The sequence below is a fragment of the Bacteroides rodentium JCM 16496 genome, from assembly GCF_000614125.1.
Taxonomy (GTDB): domain Bacteria; phylum Bacteroidota; class Bacteroidia; order Bacteroidales; family Bacteroidaceae; genus Bacteroides; species Bacteroides rodentium.
Genome location: NZ_BAKJ01000052.1, coordinates 1 through 20,603 on the forward strand (window position 1 = coordinate 1; position 20,603 = coordinate 20,603).

The 20,603-nt window shown below is 43.8% G+C and carries 7 protein-coding genes and 3 pseudogenes; 9 read left to right on the forward strand and 1 reads right to left on the reverse strand.

Features of this window, described 5'->3' with window-relative positions; translation table 11 throughout:
• Window positions 1-164: 164 nt before the first annotated feature.
• Window positions 165-3,986, forward strand: a complete 3,822-nt coding sequence (locus tag JCM16496_RS17535; RefSeq protein ID WP_209441629.1) for a response regulator — start codon at window positions 165-167, stop codon at window positions 3,984-3,986.
• A 23-nt stretch (window positions 3,987-4,009) separates the two neighbouring features.
• Here the strand turns inward: JCM16496_RS17535 and JCM16496_RS17540 are convergent, their stop codons facing one another.
• A complete protein-coding gene (locus JCM16496_RS17540; RefSeq protein ID WP_025835864.1) occupies window positions 4,010-4,522 on the reverse strand; it encodes a helix-turn-helix domain-containing protein in 513 nt (170 codons plus the stop codon).
• Between the two features lie 332 nt (window positions 4,523-4,854).
• Here JCM16496_RS17540 and JCM16496_RS17550 point away from each other — a divergent pair, with 332 nt between their 5' ends.
• The 8 genes and pseudogenes from JCM16496_RS17550 (at window position 4,855) to JCM16496_RS22225 (ending at window position 20,578) form a co-directional block, all read left to right on the forward strand.
• Window positions 4,855-8,160, forward strand: coding sequence for a SusC/RagA family TonB-linked outer membrane protein (locus JCM16496_RS17550; protein ID WP_128809702.1), 3,306 nt, complete (start codon window positions 4,855-4,857; stop codon window positions 8,158-8,160).
• 15 nt (window positions 8,161-8,175) lie between these two features.
• Entirely contained in the window at window positions 8,176-10,149 is a 1,974-nt protein-coding gene (locus JCM16496_RS17555; RefSeq protein ID WP_128809703.1) for a RagB/SusD family nutrient uptake outer membrane protein, read from the forward strand.
• A 370-nt stretch (window positions 10,150-10,519) separates the two neighbouring features.
• Window positions 10,520-11,647 (forward strand): annotated as a pseudogene (locus tag JCM16496_RS22985) (glycoside hydrolase family 88/105 protein); the annotation flags it as partial.
• A pseudogene (locus JCM16496_RS22220) lies at window positions 11,636-13,326 on the forward strand (BNR repeat-containing protein). The pseudogenes JCM16496_RS22985 and JCM16496_RS22220, both read left to right, overlap by 12 nt.
• Window positions 13,327-13,368: 42 nt before the next feature.
• Window positions 13,369-15,434, forward strand: a pseudogene (locus tag JCM16496_RS24720) (S9 family peptidase).
• A gap of 115 nt (window positions 15,435-15,549) precedes the next feature.
• Window positions 15,550-16,917 (forward strand): glycoside hydrolase family 27 protein, encoded by a 1,368-nt coding sequence (locus tag JCM16496_RS17575; protein WP_025835870.1) that lies wholly within the window; start codon window positions 15,550-15,552, stop codon window positions 16,915-16,917.
• Between the two features lie 185 nt (window positions 16,918-17,102).
• On the forward strand, window positions 17,103-19,556 hold the full coding sequence (locus JCM16496_RS17580; protein ID WP_167332306.1) for a family 43 glycosylhydrolase: 2,454 nt from the start codon (window positions 17,103-17,105) through the stop codon (window positions 19,554-19,556).
• The gene (locus JCM16496_RS22225) at window positions 19,553-20,578 is read left to right on the forward strand and encodes a family 43 glycosylhydrolase (protein WP_128809704.1); all 1,026 of its coding nucleotides are present in this window, start codon (window positions 19,553-19,555) and stop codon (window positions 20,576-20,578) included. Before JCM16496_RS17580 ends, JCM16496_RS22225 begins: the two co-directional genes overlap by 4 nt.
• The last annotated feature ends 25 nt before the right edge of the window (window positions 20,579-20,603 follow it).

Sequence of the window (20,603 nt, forward strand, 5' to 3'; positions counted from 1 at the left end):
TACAAGTAAAAGATATTCCCCGCATTGATAGATTATCTACCAATAGAATTAATGAGGTATTTCAAGATACTGAAGGATATATATGGTATGGTACTGAAGAGGGATTATACCGTGATGATGGTTATGACATATATACTATTCGTTCGAATTTTAAAATGCCTGATATGCTTCTTGATAATGCTGTTATCTGTTTGGGAGAGGATAGTATTACGCACAATATTTGGATTGGTTCCAACAATGGGGTATATATCTTGAATAAACAGACTTTCGATATTAATCCTATAGATATTAAAGAATTAAAAGAAGAAACTGTTGAAGGAATTTTGGTTTCGTCTGATCGTTATATATGGATATGTACTTATAGGAAAATATTTAGGCTCTCTCCGGAAGGCAAATTATTGAAGAGTTATTCTTTAAAGTGCAAGCAAGGTCCAGGGAAAGAGTATTGTTTATATGAAGATAGACAGAAACAGCTTCTATTATCTATTTCCGGTTTGGGATTACATAAGTGGAATGTACAAAAGAAGGATTTTGAACTCGTTTTTCCTTATGAAGATAGAGTCAATGACATCATACAAGATAATAAAAACAGCTACTACTGGCTGGCTACTTGGCGACATGGAATCATTCGTCTTGATATATCTGCACTTTCAAGGGAACAGCAGTATGTCCGGCAAGATTTACCTGTGAACTCGGTAGGAGAAAAAGCCTCAACCGCCTTTCGCATAGTGCAAGATGATGTGAATAATTATATATGGATAGTTTCATGGAGTGATTTGTTTGCTAGCCAAATCACACCCGAACAAAAGTTGGAACAAATAGAAACCTCATCTTTTTTACCCAAATGGAATAAAGTTTTAAAATCTATTATGAAAGATAAAGATGGCAATCTGTGGGTAACCTCTTTAGATAACCATAATTTTATCATTAGTTTTAATGAAGAAGACTTTTTTAAATATAACGTGGATGTGTTGAAGCCCCAATTGAAAGCTACTCCCTTTTTTGAATTATTGTGTAAAGATGAGAAGGGAGTATTTTGGGTTTTTCAGAGAAGAGTGGGATTATGCGTTTATGATCCGAAGAAAAACAGGATAGAACGTTATAGGGATCAGACTGATAGCGATAAGAATAGGTTACTGGTTTTGTCTTGTTTGTTAAAATCGAAGACAGAAGGACTTGTGTGGGCTGTAGTAGAAGGCAGCGAGGATATATATGGTTTAGAACAAGAGGACTTGAAAATAAAAATAAGGCATAAAATAAGCCTAAATAAAATATCTAAAAGATATCGTACTATATCTCGTCTTTTTGAAGATAATAATGGAAATCTATATATTGCGGCCGATGATGGCTTGTATGTTTACCATTCTGAGAATAATTCATTAAAAATAATATCTGAAGACATTGGTAGAATAAATAGAATAACTCAGACTAAAAACGGTGATGTTTGGGGGATTCTACAGGATACTACTCTTGTGAAAGTGGATATGGCAGGAAATCTGAATATTTATCCGCTTTCAGAGTCATTGGCTTGTATAACGGCAGATGATGATAAACTATGGTTGGGTACGAATAAAGGTGAAATTTTATTGTTTGATCCTCTTACTAAGAATATTGAAAATTTTACTATAGCTTGTGGAATGAATGGTGATAGGATTAATGAACTTATTTCAGACGCCTACCATCATATTTGGATTGTGACCGGGCAATCGGTTAAGGAATTCAATCCCCAAAATGGAGCTTATCGAATATTTTATGCAGCCAGCAAAGAAATAGGGGTTCATCGTTTTTTGCCTAATGCCGTATATGAGGATAAGAATGGAATACTTTATTTTGGAGGGCTTCCCGGCATATTAGGCATTGTTCCTTCACAGCATTTGAATCATGCCTCTCAATCAGGAAAAGTATTGATTACCGATATACGTATATTAGGGAAAAGTATTTTGCCAGATACTGACAGACTGAATAAATCGTCCAAAAGTATAGACATTTATCCAGGTGAACAGAATATAGAGATTTTTTTCTCTTCATTGGATTATCAACATAGCAGCCAGATACGATATGCATATTGCTTATCAAATGTAGATGAAGAATGGGTTTATCTTCCTGCAGGAGAAAATATGGCTTTTTATAATAAATTAAAAAAAGGTAACTATAAGTTTCAGGTGAAAGCGACGGATGAAAATGGTTTATGGCATGAGCAAATAGTAGAATTCAGATTAAACCGCCTTCCTGCATGGTATGAGACTTGGTATGCTTATTCGTTATATTTATTACTCGTCTTGACTGCTCTTTTTTATTTGTATAAGGCAATCCGAAACCGTATCCGTATGCAGCATGCCATTGAAATGGGAAAGATTGAACGCCAGAAAATAGAAGAAATAAACCATGCTAAACTTCAATTTTTCACTAATATTACGCACGAATTACTTACTCCATTATCTATAATTTCAGCATCTGTGGATGAAATGAAAACGGAAATGCCCGGTAACTCACGGTTTGGCAATGTTATTGAAAACAATACTTCACGTTTGATTCGTCTGATTCAACAAATTCTCGAGTTTAGAAAAGTAGAAAATGGGAAACTAAAATTGAAAGTTTCCTATGGCAATATAAGTCATTTTCTGGCAAATTCGGTTTCTAGCTTTACGCCTTTATTAAGAAAGAAAGGGCAAGCTATCTTATTCGACGGGAAATCTGAAGATTGTTTAGGTTATTTTGATGTGGATAAATTGGACAAGATTATCTATAACTTGTTATCCAATGCGTCTAAATATACTCAAGAGGGATGTACTATTACTTTGCGGCAATATTATGATAAAGAAAATGGTTTGTTAACAATCAGTGTCAATAATCCAGGTGAATATATTCCTAAAGAGAGACTTGCACATTTATTTGAACGTTTTTATGAAGGGGAATACCGTAAATTTCATACTATTGGAACAGGCATAGGACTTTCACTAACCAAAGATTTAGTAACTTTACATCATGGAACTATACATGCTATTAGTAGCAGAGAGGAGGGCAATACTTTTATAGTGGAAATACCCATTTCTCGAGACGCATTTACTGAAGAGGAAATTGACGAAAGTGTGGAGTATGCCGACTACAACGTGTTGCCTGCTTCAGAGGTGGAGGAACTGCCTGTCGCGGATAGGGCAGAGTGCGAACCGGGTACCCCTTCGCTGTTGCTGGTGGAGGATAACGAGGAACTTTTGGCATCCATGGTTCGTTTGTTGCAGGGACGATACTCTGTCTTGCAGGCAAGGAACGGGATGGAGGCATTGGCTGTGCTTGAAAAGGAAGAAGTGAAACTGGTGGTTTCGGATGTTATGATGCCCGAGATGGACGGAATGGAGTTGTGCCGCAGAGTGAAAGAGAAGTTTGAGACTTGCCACATTCCGGTTATTCTGCTCACTGCCAAGATTACGGACGAAGACCGGGTGATGGGGTATGAATCGGGTGCCGATGGTTACATCTGCAAGCCACTCCGCCTGTCCGTGCTGTTGGCAAAAATAGACAATTTGTTGAAGAAGAGCAACCGTATGGGAATCGATTTCCGCAAGCAACTGGTATTTGAAGCCAAAGAGTTGAACTACACTTCCATGGACGAGGCTTTTATTCAAAAGGCTGTGGACTGTGTGAATGCCCATTTGGACGATTGCGATTTTGAGCATGCGCAATTCTTGTCAGAGATGGGAATGGCCCGAACAACGCTGGCGGAAAAGTTGAAGTTGTTGACGGGTCTTACTCCTTCGGGTTTTATCAACAACGTTCGCTTGCAAGCCGCCTGCCGCCTGATAGACGAAAAGAAAAAGATGCGTATTTCCGACTTGGCTTATGCGGTGGGGTTCAATGACCCGAAATACTTCAGCCTCTGTTTCAAAAAGAAGTTCGGACTGACTCCGACGGAGTATATGGTGAAGTATGAACGTAGATTCCCTCTTTTCAGGCAATCGTTTTTTAAGAGGATGCCAACCGAATTATGAACTGGCGGGATTTGGGCAATGAATCATACACCGTGTTTGAAATCGGAAGGGTTTTGACCGAATTGGGTTTTGAAACATCGGGAAAAATACCGGGGATTATCGAATCCCACTTTGTAAGCTACTTCCGAAACGTTGTATAGCTTGCTCGACAATAGGCTGTAGGCCTTCTTCATGCGTATGCTCTTTAGTAGCTCGTTGGGCGAAAAGCCGGTGAGTGCCTTCACCTTGCGATAAAGCATGGTATTTGAAATATGGATTTCTTTTCTTAACATCGATATGGAGAAGTCTGCGTTATCTACATTTTGCTCTATGGTCGCAAGTACTTGTCTCAGCAATTCCTGTTCATAAAATAGAGGCGTTGTTTGTAGAAAGGTGGATTTGAAGATAATCTGTTCGGCATCGGCTTGTTTTTGTTCTATCAGCCGGACGGCATAAGCTGCCACTTCCTTGTAAATGGAAGAGGGGACCATTATAACTTGCCATTCTTGTGCGGAATCCTGTTTGAAAGAGGAAACCTTGAAAGAGGATGTCTTCATAAACGTTTGAATTTGGTGAAATGATACATACCGCAAACTACCGCATTTTTTTTCTACCACCAGTGGACTCATTACCCAAAGAGGGCTCCCGATATAGTTTATGGCCTATTTCCGGTAATAATTCTCCCTGCCCTTTCGGCTTGCTTCGTATGGTAAACGCTTTCGTTGGAGGGCTTGAGGCGGAATTATTACCGGAAATGTTCCATAAATATCATTGTAGTCTTTTCCCGGTAATAGTTGGACTCCCTTTTGATGCTGAACTTCTACTTTTGACGGTGGAAACCGATGAAGAGTATCGGTTTTTTATAATTAATTATTTTTAATCTAATACAATGGATAAGAAGTTATTTAATTGCAGAAAAAATCGAAAGGCGGTTACAGCTTTTTTGCTCTGTGCCGGTCTTGTGGCTGCCCATCCTTTGACTTTGTTTGCCGAAGAAGAGGTGGCGCACGTAACGCAACAACAGAAACAGACGGTGACGGGTGTGGTTAAAGACATGACCGGTGAACCTGTTATTGGTGCCAATGTGCGTGAAAAAGGAAATCCGAGTAATGGTACGATTACCGACTTGGATGGTAAATTTAGTCTGAAGGTGACACCGGATGCCACATTGGAAGTTTCTTTCATCGGTTATAAGAATATGTCGGTGAAAGCCATATTTGGCAAACCCCTGAATCTGGTGCTGCAGGATGATACGGAAATGCTGGATGAGGTCGTTGTCGTTGGTTACGGCACGATGCGCAAGAAGGATTTGACGGGTTCTGTGATACAGATTAAACCTGATAAAATTGCGGTAGAGGCTCCGAAAAGCGTGCAGGATGTGCTGCGTGGTACTCCCGGTCTGACTATTGGCCTTGACACTTCCGCCAAAGGTGGCGGTAGTATGCGTATCCGTGGCGTACGTTCCGTTTCCGAAACGTCGTTGGGCGATCCTCTGCTTATTCTTGACGGTGTTCCTTTCTATGGGGAGCTGTCCGAAATCAATCCCGAAGATATCGGACAGATTGATGTACTGAAAGACGCTTCTGCGGCTGCCGTATATGGTGCAAAAGCTGCCAATGGCGTTATCATCATCACTACTAAAAAAGGAAAGCAGGGCAAGCCGACCATTAACTTCCGCGCTAACTTCGGTTTCGATACGAAAGCCATTTATCCGGAAGTGTTCAGTCCTGACGGCTATATGCAATACCGTGAAGACTGGTACAAGACTCCTACCTATGGCAAAAACCTCGAGACAGGACGGTATGAAGCTTACCAGGCTGTGGATGCTCAGGGGAAACCCACGGTACCTTATGGATATTACGACCGCCCGGATAGGCTTGCGCAGGGAGTCGGCTTGGACGCTTGGCGTGCGATGGAGCCGAAATCGGCTTTGGACGGAGAAGCGGATTTAAGTGTGTATGCCCGCCGTCTCGATATGGACGATGTGATACTGCAAAATTACTTGAACGGACGTTCGTTCGATTGGTACGATTATGCTTTCCGCACCGGATTCAATCAGGATTATAATGTCAGCGTTTCGGGAGCGGGAGAACGTGTCAACTATTACCTTTCTGCCGGTTATTCGAACAATGAGAGTTCGATTCTAGGGGATGATTATAGTGCCGTACGTGCTAATATGAAAATTTCCGGGAAAATAACCGACTGGTTGGAAATAAGCAGTAACGTGAACTTCCAGGATCGTACGGATCAGAATCTTTCCATCAATGTGGGTTCTACCTTGGATAATAGCCCGTATGCCAACTATGTGGATGAAGGAGGGAATCTGGCGGTGCATCCTATGGGGGATAAAACACCCTACTTCAAAGGTTATAACTATGATTTTGAACAGCAATATATCGATTACGAGCGAGGATATACGACACTGAATACTATATTTACCGCTAAGTTGACGCTACCCTTTAACATAACCTATTCATTCAATGTAGCTCCCCGTTATCAGTTCTTCTACAATCGCTATTTCACTTCAAGCGAACATCCCGACCGGTTGCCCTTGAATAGCGGTACAGATCGGGGATGGTCGAAGAACTTCGATTGGTCGCTGAACAACACCATAAACTGGGACTATACATTTGTCAACAAACATCATGTAAACGTCACCCTTGTACAGGAAGCCGAGGAATTCCGCTATTGGTATGATGAGATTAAATCGCGTAAAATATTGCCGAGCGATGCTTTGGGATTTCATAATACGCAGAATGGCGACAAGAATTCCAGTTCTTTTTCCACCAATGATACGCATCAGACGGCTACCGGATTATTAGGGCGTCTGTTCTATTCCTACGACGACCGTTACATGATTACAACTTCTGTTCGCCGCGATGGCTATTCAGCCTTCGGTCAGGATAATCCTTATGCCACTTTCCCTTCGGTTGCTTTGGCTTGGTCGTTTACTAATGAGAAGTTCTTTAATTGGAAACCGATGAATTATGGAAAACTGCGCCTTTCATGGGGTAAAAACGGTAATCGTTCACTGAAAGATCCTTATATCTCATTGTCTAACTTGAGAAACGGTACGAATACATACGCTTACTTGGATGCTTCGGGAAATCTGTCGGAGACGCAATACGTGATTGTGGACCGTCTGGCAAGTCCTAACCTGCAATGGGAAAAAAGTGCAGCCTTTAATGTCGGTCTGGATTTTGGATTCCTGAATAACCGGATCACCGGTAGCCTGGAGACCTATGTCATCAATACGGAAGATATGATTATGGCAAAACAATTGCCCGGCTTTACCGGCTTCGGATCCATTGCGACAAATCTTGGTGAAGTGCGTAACAGTGGTTTTGAACTGTCTTTGAGTACACAAAACATCAAGACGGATAAGTTTGAATGGTCCACTACATTCAATTTTGCCTACAATCACAATGAAATCAAGCATTTGTACTACGAATACGAGGATATTCTGGACGATAATGGTAAAGTCATCGGCACAAAGGAGCGTGACGAATATGGCGTGTGGTTTATCGGCAGAGATATTAATACGATTTGGAATTATCGCGTAACCGGTATCTGGCAGGCTGACGAGGCGGAAGAGGCCAAGAAGTATGGACAATTGCCCGGTGACCCTAAAGTAGCCAATAACTATACGGCAGATGACAAGGTGAATGAAGATGGTACGACAACCCCTGTGTATAACGACAAGGACAAGGAGTTTTTGGGCGTAACCACTTCGCCCGTCCATTGGCAGATGCGTAACAGCTTTACCCTTTTTAAGGATTTCGATTTCTCGTTCAATATCTATTCTTATATGGGTGCCAAATATTTGGACACAAGCTATTTGAATAATGACAATGGCAGTAATGTAGTGACCTACGGTGCCAATCGGCGTGCGAAAGAGTATTGGACACCGGATAATCCTTCGAATGAATTTGCCCGTCTCAACGCCAAGGGACCTAATGGAGCTGAAGCACCGGGCAGGTTAATGAACAAGAACTTTATTCGTCTGGAGAATATTTCTTTGAGCTATCGTCTTCCCAAATCACTCGTTTCCAAATGGTCTATCCAAAATGCCAGTATTTATGGTACCATACGCAATGTTGCGGTATGGAGCAAGGACAAGCACCCTGGAGGCGATCCGGAAACCGGCGGATTCTTGAACCGTGTATATACAGTAGGATTAAATGTAACTTTCTAAAAGAGATTTGTAGATATGAAAAATATAAATATGAACAATAAACTGAAGAGATTGTCGGCCAAGGGACTGGCAGTGGCAATGGGAAGCTTTACCTTATTTCTGAGCGGATGTTCCGACTTTTTGAAGCAGGATGCCCTTTCTTTCTATACTCCCGAAAAGATGTACGAAACGGAAGCCGGGCTGGTTGCCGCATTGACTACATCTGACAAACATTTGCGTGATTATTACATTTCCGGTAAATTCATTACTGATTATCTCTTTTCCGATTTGGGAGTCCGTGGAAAGACCGATGATCAGAATATGTTTACCAATGTAGATGCTACTCTGACGCCGACCGCTATGAAAGAGTCTACCGGTTGGTTCTGGGATGAAGGCTATGCAGGTATAAAGTATGCAAATACGGTTATTAGCAATATAAATAAGGTGGTCGGTCTGGACGAGGCGCTGAGGAATGCTTATTTGGGGCGTGCTTATTTTCATCGTGCTTACCGTTATATGTTGCTCACTTTCCAGTTCAAGGACATCCCTTTGGTGTCTAAATTGCCGGAAGTGCCCAAGGAGAGTTATCAATCTACCAAGCGTGAGGCCATCATAGACATGCTGGTAAAAGACATGGAGTTTGCCGTGCAATGGGTGCCCGACCAAAAAGATATGGCTACCATCGGTATGGTGAATAAAGCTGCTTGCCGCCAATTGCTCATCAAGTGTTACCTAGCCGACGGGCAGTTTGAAAAGGCCAAAAAGCAAGCTGATATTCTGTTGAGTGACCCCAATTATCGCTTGATGCAGGACGAAGACAATTTCGGTACATTCGTGTCCGGTGGTGAGCCGGAAACGTGGAAAATCACCCCCAATATCATCTGGAACCTGCACCGTCCTGAAAACAAACTGATTGCCGCCAATAAGGAAACCCTCTTCGGGGTTATTGATGTAGGTGACGGAGCCTCTTGGATTAGTGTGGAGACTATGCGCAATTATGGCCCTTTCTGGAATGATAGCAAAACGGTAGATCCCAACGGTATCTATTCGGTCAGGAATTGGGCGCGCAGTAACGGTAATTACAACAAGAAGTTGGACTTTCTGCGTGCCGTGGGGCGTGGTATAGCCGATTTGCGCCCGACTTGGTATGCCACTCATTCCGTTTGGGTGGTGAATGGCAGGAATGACGAAGGAGACTTGCGCCATAACAGTACCGTAGGTAACTGGTTCCCTATGGATTCATTGAAATACAATGACCCTAAGTCTCAATATTATGGGAAGAGCTTTAAGGAAGTGCCTCCCGCTTGCCCGGACACCATACGCTCTTGGTTTGGATTCCCGCATTATAAGACATGGTTGCTACATACAGCGATGGAAGCCGACCCCAATGCCACTAATTTCTCTGGTGCCTCCAAAGGAAGTATCGCCCACTGGTATGTATATCGTCTGGCAGAAACCTACTTGTTGCGTGCGGAAGCCAATTACTATTTAGGTTATCCTGAACTGGCCGCCAAAGATGTCAACACGGTACGTAAGCGTGCCAAATGCGAAGAGCTTTATCCTGAAGACGCTACGTTTACTATTGGCGATATCATGGACGAACGTGCCCGTGAACTTTATCTGGAGGAGTTCCGTCATGCTGAATTGAGCCGTGTCTCTTATTGTTTGGCACTTAGCGGAAAGCCCGATGAATGGGGCCATACATACAATGTGGATACTTATGATAAGGAGGAAGGCATTGACCGGGAAGGTGGTAGCTATTGGTATCAGCGCGTGATGCACTACAATAATTTTTATAACACCGGCAAACCTATTTCCGCCAATGGTAAAGTGTTCACTTATCAGATAAATAAGCATAATCTTTACTTCCCTATTCCAAACGCTGCCATTACGAAGAATTCCAAAGGAGTTATCTCTCAGAACTTCGGATATGACGGTTATGAAGAGAACACTCCGAAATGGAATACGTGGGAAGAGGCTGTGGCCGATGAGGATAACGCGGGCAATTAGTCTGCTTGACTTCTTTCCTCCTAATTCCGCATGAATAATATAGGCTAAATAGTTTTTAATAGGTATATGATGAAGAGGCGAAGTGATTCTCCATAGAGAGTGGTTGCTTCGTCTCCATTTTAGAGTTTATATTATTCATAGCAGTAGTTAAGGAGTTAAAGGGAGCTATCGTTCGCTTCGCTCACTCAGGGAGTTAAAGGCCGATACTCTTGAATATAATTGCAGAAAACGGCTTTCAAAACTATCGGCTTAACTCCTTACAACTTAACTCCTGAGTATGAATTAAGCAGGCTCTTAATTATTGCGTCAGAATTGCCCACTGTAATTGTGATAAGTTAATAATTTGTTACGGATAAAAATAATACGACTCATGAATAGACAAATAATCAAGAAGATATTTTTCTTGTCTCTACTGTTCTTTTTCTGTGGATATTCTTTGTGTAGGGCTACAGGGCTTCCCTGTGCTTCCGATGTGTTCGGGATTATCCACAAGGTGAACAAGCATTGGCAGAACACACACCCTAAACATAGTTGGTCGTTTTGGGACCAGGCGGCCTATCATACCGGCAATATGGAGGCTTATTTCCTTACGGGAGATACTGCTTATTATAACTATTCCGAGGCTTGGGCCGAACGGAATCTTTGGATGGGTGCCCGGAGCAAGGACAAGTCGAAGTGGAAATCCGGTTATGGCGAAACGGACGAATATGTCTTGTTCGGTGACTTTCAGATATGCTTCCAGACATACATAGACCTATATACCGTGGAACCGGATGAACGGAAGATTGCCCGTGCCCGTGAAGTGATGGAGTATGAGATGAGTACGGACAAGGACAATTATTGGTGGTGGGCCGACGGGCTTTATATGGTGATGCCTGTGATGACCAAATTGTATAAAGTGACCGGCAACCGTCTTTATCTGGAAAAGTTGCATGAATACTGGGTATATGCCAATAACCTCATGTATGATGCCGAAGCGGGTTTATACTACCGCGACAGGAAATATGTCTATCCCGAGCATAAAAGTACGAACGGCAAGAAGGATTTCTGGGCGCGCGGTGACGGCTGGGTACTTGCCGCTCTTGCCAAAGTATTGAAAGACTTGCCGGAGGATGATAAATATCGCCGGGAGTACACCGACCGTTTCCGCACATTGGCGAAGGCCGTGGCTGCCTGCCAGCAACCGGAAGGCTATTGGACTCGCAGTCTGCTCGACCCGCAACATGCACCGGGACCCGAGACCAGCGGAACCGCTTTCTTCACTTACGGCCTGCTTTGGGGAATTAATAACGGCCTGTTGGACAAGGCTACCTACGAGCCGGTGGTGCTGAATGCCTGGAAGTATCTGTCAGAAGTGGCACTGCAACCGAATGGGGCGGTAGGCTATGTGCAGCCCATCGGTGAAAAGGCTATTCCGGGGCAGGTGGTGAACGCCAATTCTACGGCCAACTTTGGCGTGGGGGCTTTTCTGTTAGCTGCCTGCGAGATGGCGCGCTATGCCGATGGCGGTACACCCGTTGTCTATGAGGGGCATCAGGTAACGGCAGAGGGAGCTTGGTGCTGGTTTGCCGACCGCGCGCCTTGCATCATAGAAGTAAAGATGGCTGCATCGACAAGACTTATGTCGGATATATCGATACCCATGGAAACATCAAGGCCATGCAATATGATTTTATAGAAAAACAGCAGCAGGAAGTATTGATACGTTCCTATTTCCAGCCCGATGACCATGACAACCCTACTTTTCTGGTGTTGCCCGACGAGCGTGTTATGATATTCTATTCGCGCCATACGGACGAACGTTGTTTCTATTATCGCGTGTCGCAGAAGCCGGGCGACATTACTACTTTGGGTGAAGAGAAGAAGATTCTTACCAAGCATAATACGACCTACCCTTCTCCCTTCATCCTGTCCGATGACCCGGAGCATATCTATCTTTGCTGGCGTGGAATGGGATGGCACCCTACGATCGCTAAATTGTCTCTTCCGGACAAGAAGGACAACGTGAAGGTGGAATGGGGACCTTATCAGTTGGTACAGTCCACCGGGGCACGCCCGTATGCCAAGTACGCATCAAATGGGAAAGATAAGATTTTCTTTACTTACACCACTGGGCATCCCGACCAGGAGAGTCCTAACTACTTGTATTTTAACTATATTGATATACGCAATTTGCAACTGACGGACGTGAAGGGCAATGTGCTTTCCGGTATAGCTGATGGTCCGTTTCAGGTTACTAAGAAAACGGAATATGTGGAACGCTATCCTTATACAGTGGTGGATGATTCGGGAGAGCGTGACTGGGTGTGGCAGGTAACCATGAATAAGTCGGGACATCCTGTGATTGCCATGACGCGCATCAGCAAGGACAAGGCATCGCACAATTACTATTATGCTCACTGGACGGGGACGGAATGGGAAAAGCGCTTCCTGGCTCATGCAGGTGGACATTTTCATCAAAGTTCCCGCATAGAGAAGTGCTACAGTGGAGGAATGGCCATCGATCCTGTGCATACCGATGTGGTGTATTGTTCTGTTCCCGTGGAGGGTAAATATGGTCGGAAGTATGAAATCTTGAAGTACCGTCTGAGCGATACGGGTGAAGTGGCTGAGGTGGAAGCGGTGACCCGTAATTCCCGGTACAACAATGTGCGGCCTTATGTCATTCCTGATTCGGAGGCTACTCCGCTGAGACTGGCATGGATGCATGGTTATTATTACGACTGGATTGTCAGCGCTGCGCGTCCGCAAGGATATGCCACCGCAATCCATGCCGACTTTCAGGGATTTCCTTGCACGGAAAAAGAGAGCCGGAAGATGACCGTTGAGGAGGCTGGGAATTTTAGCTTTGACCCGAAAGAAGACTTTACGGTTACTGTGACACTGAAACCTGACACGTCGAAATATCAAGGTTGCCTGTTGCGGCTTGGCAAACTGGAGTATCATTTGAATGGCGATACGATGAAGCCTGAAGTGCGTTACAAAAGAAAAACGTATGCCGGTACCAATGTGTTGGGAACAGCCGATACATGGACAACGGTGCCGCGCTCTACAAACGGCCAATGGCATGCTTCGCAGAAATACTCGGAGTTTCGTCTGAAACTGGAGTACACGGATGGCGTTTTGCGCACGTATATCAACGGTATGCTTGATCAGACTGTCGAATTATTTAAATAAACTGTAATAACGTTCATTTATAAATTCTTTTTTTATTAAAGCATGAGACTATTTTGTTTTATCACCTTAATCTCTTTATCTGTCGGCATCCGTGTGGCTGCCCAAACCGTGCATGATATAATAGACTATCAGCGGGCAGATACACTTTATAAGTTAGCGGAAAAAGTCTATTCTCCCGCTGTACATCCTACATGGTTGGGCGAATCGCACTATTTTTGGTATAAAAATCGGGAAAGAGACGGCATTTTCTACTATTTGGTCAATGGCGAAACCGGGGAGAAGAAGCGGACTTCCACTTTGGATGAACTGAAGAAACACGTACCGGAAGTCTGGAAAAATGTCCAAACGGATAGTAAGCGGAATGCGACCGGAAACAAAGCGGAAGTGGCATCGCCGAATGGCAAATGGATGGCCTATATAAAAGACAACAACGTGTATATATCTCCGGTAGGGAAAAAGGACCAGAAAGAAGAAATTGCTTTGACTCTGGACGGAACTCCGGGCTGTTTCTATGAAAGCCGCCTGGAATGGTCGCCCGACTCAAAGAAGCTGGCCACGCTGAAGACCCGGCAAGCGGATTGCAGGCGCATACCTTTGCTTGAATCCCGTCCTCAAAGCCAAATCCAGCCCATTTTGCAATGGCGGGACTATGCCAAACCCGGAGATGTGCTCCCTGTCTCCGTGCCGACGTTGTTCGATGTGGAGCAGAAAAAGCAAATAACCTTAGATACCGGTTGTATGAAAACCAGTTCAGCCTTTTCCTCACCGGATGGCGGCAGGACAGTCGTGCCTTTACCTTTGAGTTCAACCAACGCGGACATCAAAGATACATTGTAGGCGAGGTCAATGCCGCTGATGGGAAAATCACTCACTTGGCCGATGAACAGTCTGATACATTCGTTTCTTACATAGATAATTACCGTTATGACTTGAATGACGGGGAGGAAATACTTTGGATGTCCGAACGTGACGGGTGGAGACACTTGTATCTTATGGACGGGAAAACCGGAGGAGTAAAAAAGCAAGTGACAAAGGGGCAATGGGTGGTGAGAAAAGTGACGCATATCGACACCGCGCAACAAAAAGTCTATTTCATGGCATCGGGGCTTTACAAGCGGGAAGACCCGTATAACCTGCATTTCTGTGTAGTCAATACGGACGGAACAGGATTTTATGATTTGACACCCGAAAACGGCAATCACAGGATTACCCTCTCGAAAGACAAGCAATATTTTGTAGATGTTTATTCGCGCCCGGACCTGCCGCCGGTCAGCGTATTGCGTCGAGTGGACGGGAAAGGTATTATAGCGACATTGGAAAAGTGCGACGTGTCGGAACTGTTGGCCTTGGGTTGGAAAATGCCGGAAGTATTCTGTGCAAAGGGACGCGACGGCAAAACGGACATCTGGGGAACCATCTACCGTCCTTTCCATTTTGATTCGTCCCGATCTTATCCTGTTATAGAGAATATCTATGCCGGACCTCATGATTCGCATGTGGGCAAAGATTTCAACCCCATTGCCTGGAGCTCTTCTTCCTTGGCAGAACTGGGGTATATCGTTGTCTGCATCGACGGGATGGGTACAAACAATCGCTCTAAAAAATTTCATGACGTTTGCTGGAAAAACTTGAAAGATGCCGGTTTCCCGGACAGGATAAAGTGGATACAAGCTGCTTCACGCAAATATAAATACATGGATACGAAAAGGGTGGGTATTTATGGATGGTCGGCAGGCGGACAGAATGCCATGGCGGCATTGCTGTTTCATAACGACTTCTACAAGGCTGCGGTTTCGTTCTGTGGATGTCACGACAACAGGATGGACAAAGTGTGGTGGAACGAGCTTTGGATGGGATATCCGGTAGATGAATCGTACAGCCGTTCTTCCAACGTGGATAATGCGCATCTGCTGAAAGGTGACTTGTTGTTAATCAACGGAGAACTGGATGATAATGTGGATCCGGCTTCCACGCTGCAAGTGGTCGATGCTTTGATAAAGGCGGATAAGATGTTCGAGCAACTCTATATACCGGGCAAAGGACATAGCTTGGGAGGAGAGTATGAACTTCACCGGCTTTATGATTTTTTTAACCGTAAGTTGAAGTAGGAAGAAGATACAGTCCTTTTTCTACTTTTATTCATCTACTTTTGAGCAGTGATTTAAAACGGATTTATTAAGTATATTCGTTGAATAATCCCTTAATTTTCTAATTATAAAAAATATGAATCATTTATTTACAGCCATGATCGTGGCATCACTTTTGGTAGGATGCAATGGTGGCAAAGAAAAGAAAGCAGAACCTTTTGCAAAGGGGGAATTTAAGGAATGGGCACAAACCCCACCTATGGGATGGAACAGTTGGGATTGCTACGGTCCCACAGTTGAAGAGCACGAAGTGAAAGCCAATGCGGATTATATGGCTGATAAACTGAAACCGTATGGCTGGGAATATATCGTGGTCGATATCCGGTGGTTTGTAGAGAATGACAAGGCGGGTGGATATAACCAGAAAGATCCTCGTTATGTCCTTGACAAATATGGCCGATATATGCCTGCAGTCAACCGTTTCCCCTCTGCTAAGGATGAAAAGGGCTTTAAACTATTGGCTGATTATGTACATGGCAAGGGTTTGAAATTCGGTATCCACATCATGCGCGGAATACCGAAAGAAGCTGTTGCAAAAAAATTACCCATTAAAGGAATAGATGGAGTAACAGCCGATCAGATATATTCTACCGAACAACAATGTCCTTGGTTGCGGGATAATTACACCATTGTTGCTGATAAACCCGGTGCGCAGGAATACTACAACTCTATTTTCGATATGTATGCCGAGTGGGGAGTGGATTTTGTGAAGATTGATGACCTTTCCAACCCTTATCATCAACCGGAAATTGAACTCATTCGTAATGCGATCGACCAGTGCGGACGTAAAATTGTATTGAGTTTGTCTCCCGGCCCTACTAATGTGGCAAAGGCTGAACATGTTCGCGAGCATGCCAATATGTGGCGTATGGTCGATGATGTATGGGACTTGTGGAGGGATGTTAAGCAACTACTCAAAGTATCGCAAGGTTGGTATCCGTACATAGCTCCCGGAACTTGGCCCGATTGCGACATGATACCTTTAGGACGTATTTCTATACGCGGAGAAAGAGGAGCAGACCGTATGACGCGTCTGACCAAAGACGAACAATATTCGTTGATGACTCTTTTTACTATTTTCCGTTCACCTCTGATGTTCGGCGGCGACCTGCCCAGCAACGATGAGTTTACCTTATCTCTGCTAACCAATAAAGAAGTGCTGAAAATGCACCGTGAAAGTACAGGTGTGAATCAACTGTTCCAGGATGAGAGCAAAGTAGCAATAACCTCCCATAATCCAAATACCGATGAAGTGTACTTAGCTATTTTCAACATAGATGATGAGAAATCTCAAGATATTTCAGTAAACCTGAAAACATTGGGATTGAACGGAGATTGTAAAGTTGTTAATATGTGGACGGGAGAAGATATGGGTACGATATCCAATGATCTTGTTCAAACATTAAAACCTCATGCGAGTGGGTTGTACAAATTGTCTAATTGATCTCTTCTTAATATTTAGCGGTAAGGAGTGTGTCATCATTCATCACAGAATTACACAGATTTGACACACCCCGCCAGCTACAAAAAAGTGGAATTGTTACATCGATATATGGCGATGTATTAAACGGAAATGTCAGATAATCATAGCATAAGGATATCTGTATTACTAATAATAAATATAATATCATGAATCTGAAGAAAATATCATTGATAATCACAATAATCTTAACGCTTGTACAACACACCAATGCACAAGCTTATCCCAAAGCAATCTTGTCGGGCGACTATCCCGATCCCACAGTAGTACGCGACGGAAAGGATTATTACATGACACATTCACCATTCTATTATATGCCGGGATTTCTTATCTGGCATTCACAGGACTTGATGAATTGGCAACCTGTGAGCCGTATCATACCCGAATACAAAGGTTCGGCAATGGCTCCCGACCTAATAAAATATAACGGTCGTTTCTATCTCTATTTCCCTTCAGCCGGAACCAATTGGGTAGTTTGGGCAGACGACATTAAGGGGCCTTGGAGCAAACCCATTGACCTCAAAGTCGGTGGTATTGATCCCGGTCATGTAGTCGGTGAAGACGGAAAGCGCTACTTGTATGTAAACAACGGACGTATGATCCAACTTTCCGATGACGGACTTTCTACTGTCGGACAACTGAAAAAAGTGTATGACGGATGGAAATTCCCGAAGAAATGGGAAACAGAAGGTATGTGGCTCGAATCTCCCAAATTCATCAAAAAGGACGGGTATTACTACCTGATCTCCGCACAGGGTGGAACGGCAGGGCCTCCGACCAGTCACATGGTCGTTGTCGCCCGGTCTAAAAGTGTACACGGGCCTTGGGAAAACTCCCCCTATAATCCCCTTGTACATACATATAGCAAAAGTGATAACTGGTGGTCGAAAGGGCACGGCACTCTTATAGACGATGTGAATGGCAATTGGTGGATTATTTACCATGCTTATGCCAACGGCTATCATACATTAGGACGGCAAACGCTGATAGAACCTGTCGAATGGACTTCGGACGGTTGGTTTAAGGCCAAATCTACAGCGGAACCCATCATTCCTCAGAAAAACATAAAGCACGGCATGCAACTGTCGGACAATTTCTCATCGGAAGAATTGGGGTTGCAATGGACATTCTGGAAAGAATATGCTCCGAAGTCAGCAACCATCGGAGACAATGTCTTGTGGTTGGCAGCCAAAGGAGCCACCCCTGCCGATAATCGCAAACTACTGGCTACGGCAACCGACAAAACCTACGAAACTCAGGTCGAAGTGGAAATCGGTAAAGGAAACCGTGCCGGTCTGATGCTTTATTACAATGAAAAGGCATACGCTGGAATTGTATCCGATGGCAATAAGTTCACCATTTACAAAGATGCCGATACCTTTCACGAATTACCGAATAAATTCGGAAAACGCTTCTTTCTGAAGATACTGAACCAAGGTAATAACTGCAATTTTTTTGCAAGTAAGGACAATCGCAATTGGAGCGTGTTGGCTGAAAATATCAATGTCTCAGCCATGCACCATAATAGCTATAACGGATTCTATGCCTTGCGAATCGCCCTTGTTTCTGAAGGGAAAGGCAAGGGCGGATTCCGGGATTTCCGCTATAAGAACGCAGTTCCTCAGGAAAAAGATATGAGCGCATACCTAATGGTATTCCACAAAGACGATACACACGGCTTATATATGGCGGTCAGCCCCGATGGATATACTTTCACCGCCCTGAATGGTGGCAACCCTATTATGGCAGGCGATACGATTGCCGACCAGAAAGGCATTCGTGATCCCCATATCTACCGTGGGCCGGACGGTGCATTTTATATGTCGATGACCGACCTCCATGTCTTTGCCCAAAGAGACGGCAAGCGGGAAACTGAATGGGAACGTGATGGGAAAATCTATGCCTGGGGGAACAACCGTGGATTGGTACTGATGAAATCATGGGATCTGGTAAACTGGAAACGTACGAATCTTCGTTTCACCGATATCTCTGCACGCTTTCAGGAAATAGGCTGTGCCTGGGCACCCGAAACCATATACGATGAAGAGAAAGGTAAACTCATGATCTACTATACCATGCGTTTCCGTAACGAACCGAATAGGTTATATTACGTCTATGTCAACGATGATTACGACCGTTTGGAATCGATGCCCGAACTCTTGTTCGCCTATCCCAACGAAAAAGTCTCAGCCATTGATGCCGATATTACCAAAGTCGGTGATAAATACCGTATGTTCTATGTTTCCCATGACGGAACGGCAGGTGTCAAACAAGCGGTTTCCGATAAGGTCAATGGCGATTATCTGTATGACCCTCGCTGGTACGATCCCGAACCAAGGGCATGTGAAGCCCCGAATGTATGGAAACGCATCGGTGAGGACAAATGGGTGCTGATGTACGACTGCTACGGACAGAATGTCCATAACTTCGGATTTATAGAAACATCTGATTTTGTCAACTTTAAAAATCTCGGACAGTTTAATAACGGAGTGATGAAAACCACCAATTACACCTCACCCAAACATGGAGCTGTAATCCCGATAACGAAGGAAGAAGCAGAACGACTGACCAGACATTGGAAGCTGGATATGCAGTTTAAATGAAATTTATAATACTTACTCTTATGAAAAACTTTCATATTGTCTCTTTACTCATTTTCCTTTTGTTGGTTGTGGCTTGTTCTACAACCAACAAAATAATGATAGGAACAGGTGAAGAAGGGCACAATCCGATACTAAAAGGCTTGTATGCCGATCCGGAAATATTGTATGCTGAAAAGACCGGAAAATACTATATTTATCCTACCAGTGACGGCTTCACCGGCTGGACGGGTACCTACTTTAAGACCTTTTCTTCCGACGATTTAAAAACATGGAAAGACGAAGGAGTGATTCTTGATCTGAAAAAGGATGTATCCTGGGCGGATAAACATGCATGGGCTCCCTGTATTATCGAGAAGAAGGATAAGAACGGCAATTATAAATACTATTATTATTTTACGGCTGCTCAAAAGATTGGTGTAGCGGTTGCCGATTATCCGACGGGACCCTTCAAAGACTCGGGCAAACCGTTGATAGATAAAAAAACTGATGGTATGACACGAGGACAGAATATAGATCCCGATGTTTTTATCGATCCAAAAACAGGAAAGAACTACCTGTATTGGGGAAATTATTTTATGGCCGTGTGCGAGTTGAATGACGACATGATCTCGGTAAAACCCAATACTACCCGGATTCTGATCCCGAATGCTGACTTTCATAGCGAAGGAGTATATGTTTTCTACCGCAATGGCTACTATTACTTCACCTGGTCGAAAAACGATACCCGTAGCCCCGATTATGAAGTTCGCTATGTAAGGTCAACCTCTCCAACGGGACCAGTCAAAGCATCTGAAAGCGTGGTAATTCTTTCTAAAGATGCAGACAAAGATATTTATGCCACAGGGCACCATTCCATTTTGAAGATTCCCGGCAAAGATGAATGGTATATCGTGTATCATCGCTTTAGATGTCCGGATGGTATAAAAATGGGAAGAGAAGCCGGATACAACAGGGAAGTATGTATCGACCGGTTAGAGTTTAACGAAGATGGTAGCATAAAAAAGGTAATTCCGACCATCTGAAAAAAATAAATCCATTCATATTAAA